This is a genomic window from Dyella sp. (assembly GCF_036568765.1).
Classification (GTDB): Bacteria; Pseudomonadota; Gammaproteobacteria; order Xanthomonadales; family Rhodanobacteraceae; genus GSA-30.
Genome location: NZ_DATCRY010000148.1, coordinates 1 through 2,646, shown reverse-complemented (window position 1 = coordinate 2,646; position 2,646 = coordinate 1). Strand labels below are relative to the sequence as shown.

The 2,646-nt window shown below is 60.2% G+C and carries 3 protein-coding genes; 1 reads left to right on the top strand and 2 read right to left on the bottom strand.

The genetic code is table 11. From position 1 onward, the window contains the following. Positions 1 to 153: 153 nt before the first annotated feature. Together VIM98_RS10525 and VIM98_RS10520 are read right to left on the bottom strand one after the other, a co-directional pair. On the bottom strand, positions 154 to 1,923 hold the full coding sequence (locus tag VIM98_RS10525; RefSeq protein WP_331993058.1) for a peptide-N4-asparagine amidase: 1,770 nt from the start codon (positions 1,921 to 1,923) through the stop codon (positions 154 to 156). A gap of 141 nt (positions 1,924 to 2,064) precedes the next feature. Then, complete coding sequence (locus VIM98_RS10520; RefSeq protein WP_331993057.1) at positions 2,065 to 2,208, bottom strand: proteinase inhibitor; 144 nt, start codon at positions 2,206 to 2,208, stop codon at positions 2,065 to 2,067. Positions 2,209 to 2,443: 235 nt separating this feature from the next. On the opposite strand from VIM98_RS10520, the gene VIM98_RS10515 reads away from it, so the two are divergent. After that, positions 2,444 to 2,646, top strand: a 203-nt coding sequence (locus VIM98_RS10515) for a hypothetical protein (RefSeq protein WP_331993056.1), incomplete at its 3' end; no start/stop codon positions are given.

Here is a 2,646-nt window from a genome sequence, read left to right as displayed (position 1 = left end):
CCGCCGAGTGTGCCGGCCGTAGCGACCGCCAAAACGAACAATAGACGACGATACATGGCAGCTCTCCGGCTTGGGGATTCCCCGCCGCGAGCTTACCCCCATCGACCGCCGGTTGCGCTCCCTTCCATCACAGGAAGGGAGCGCGCACCTCGCTTACCAGATCAGGCTGACGTTGCCGCCGTCAGGCGACCCGTCCGGATGCGTGAACCAGGAAACGCGATTGCGTCCGCCCAGGCAGCCCTTGCCTTGAGTGTATGCGGTCAACAATCCTGCCTGCGTCGACAACGAAGTCTTGTAGCAGCCGAGCAGGGAATCGGTGTAGTTGAAATCCTGTGTGCTCTGCTGCCCGCTGTGCGACGTCACCAGACCGTTAGTGCCGACAAGCAACGTATCGCCGGTGCTGATCGCATTGGCGATATCGGCGGTAAACAAATCGATACCGAGCAGGCGATGCGCCAGATGTTTCTGATAGCCCTGCTTCACCGTACTGGCGACATTGATGGTGCCGTCGTCGTTGGCGGTCTGGTTGTAATCCAGATAGAAGGGATAGCTCAGGCTCTCGCGATACTCCGCGGTAATCAGCCGCCCGATCTTGCTCTGGCTGACGCTGTTCACCGTCGTGGTCTGGTTGGTGACCTGGCGATAGGTCGTGGCATTGATGGTGAAGGTCTGGGTGTCGGCAAAACCCACCGTCTGCGTCACCGTCGATTGCACGCGGCCATGCGAGGTATCGGCGTAGCCTTCGATGGTGAACTGGCGACTGACATCGGTCGTGATGGCTCCGGTGACATTGCCTTGGTCATCGACCTGCAAGGTGTCGCCAATCTTGGGTGTCGGTGGCTGACCGATCAGCGTATTGCGTGTCAGCTTGCCGGTGATCTGCTTGCTATGGGTATCCTGGTACACAAGCAAGGTCGCCGTCGCAGAGAAGTAATTGTTCGCGCCAGCCACGCTCAGAGCCACTTGGTGCGGCTGCCCATCGCTGAGCACGCTGGCGAACGGCGTCAGGTCCACACGATACGGCATGAAATTGAGCGTCTGCACACCAGGCGCCGGACGCCACATATAGACATCGATGCCGCCGGTGTAGACCCATGGATAGACCGGCGCGACACCGGCCGGTTGACCGTCGATGCTGATCTCGGTTTCGCGGAAATTACCGCCGCCGCATTCTTCTACCGTCGCGGCGTATTGATCCGGCACGCAGGTGTACCAGAACTCATCGCCGATCTGGCTCTGTGCAAATACGTCCAGATAGGCCTTCTCCACATTGCGCGGCAACGTCAAGGTCTTGGCCAGCGTGTCCGATGGCGTGTTCAGTGTCGTGGTGCTGCCGACCGGATCGCTACCGAGCGGATACACCGCGTCGGCCGGAGCGGCGGCAGGCTTGCCTGGATAGAACAGCAAGCGCGCGCTGCCGTGAATGACGCCGGTGTAGGTATCGTCGACGATGTTGCCGATCAGGCTCTGGCCTTGCTGCGGCGACTTGAGCAGCGCGGTGTAGTCGGTCAGGTCGCGCTCGACATGCCAGCTTGGCGATACGGTTGCCGATGGCTCGGCGGTGGTGCCGAAATAGATGTTTACGCCACCGATCCAAATATTGGCGGTACGGTCGAACTGACGGCCGGCAGTCACCGAGAAATCAGCTTCCAGCACCACTTTGGACCAATTGCCCTGGCAGCCTGACGGCGGGGCGTAGCTGAAAGTGTGATTGCTGAAATCGTTGTAGGTTTCGTTACTGAATAGCTGCACCACACAAGGCTTGGCCGACGGGCGGGGTACGCTCGGGTCGGCGGTGGCAACGTTCGGCGAACCTACCGTGGGCGCAGCGGCCTCATCGGCAAAGGCGGTAACGGCAAGACCCAAAGCACACGACAACGCCGCCATATGCAATACATGGCGAGCCCAAGCATGATGAAGCATGACGCATATCTCCCCAATAGCATCTGCAGCCCCCTGCGCTCCCGAAGTTAGCACGCACGGCGTATTGGACGGGTAGAGTGCTCCGCTGTTTGCGTCGCAAAATCGCACGACAGGCGCGCGCAAGCCAGGGCGGTTCCGACCTCAGCGCGCGGCTTCTTCCAACGTCGCAAGGAAGCCCATGGCATGCGTGCGATCCGTACCGCACATGGCCGGCTCCGGGCGCAGTCCGCTGCACACGGCCGGCCGCTCGGGCCGACCGAAGATCGCGCAGCGATTGTCGTCCATCAGTTGCACCCCGGCGCACACCCGCCGGCTTGCCAATGGGTACGATTAAACCCCAGACTGATATAGAATCCGGACCGCTGCCGTCCGGTAGCCGTAAGCGTTCACGTCAACCAACGCCCAATTCAGCCGCAGTTCCTTCGAGCCGCGGTTGCTGGGTGTTGTATGGCGTCTGCAATGCGATGCATCCCGCGACCGTGCCCCGAAATCGAAGCGGCTCTACTCTGTGGAGTCTGCAATGCTTACTGTTTCCAGCATCATGAAGTTCAATCACATCAGCTTTCCTTCGCATGATGTGGGTGCGACTGCATCTTTTTTTGTCCGCCATCTCGGTTGTTCCGTTTCGGACTTCGGCAGCAGCAAGATCCTGAAGCGGCACGATTTCGATATCGTCGTCGAGGACGCTACCGGTCGCGCCGTGCAATGGCCCGACAATTTTCA

Bases quoted from the DNA above. Each gene is read 5' to 3' on its own strand.
- VIM98_RS10525 (WP_331993058.1), bottom strand. From the start codon at position 1,923: ATGCTTCATCATGCTTGGGCTCGCCATGTATTGCATATGGCGGCGTTG.
- VIM98_RS10520 (WP_331993057.1), bottom strand. From the start codon at position 2,208: ATGGACGACAATCGCTGCGCGATCTTCGGTCGGCCCGAGCGGCCGGCC.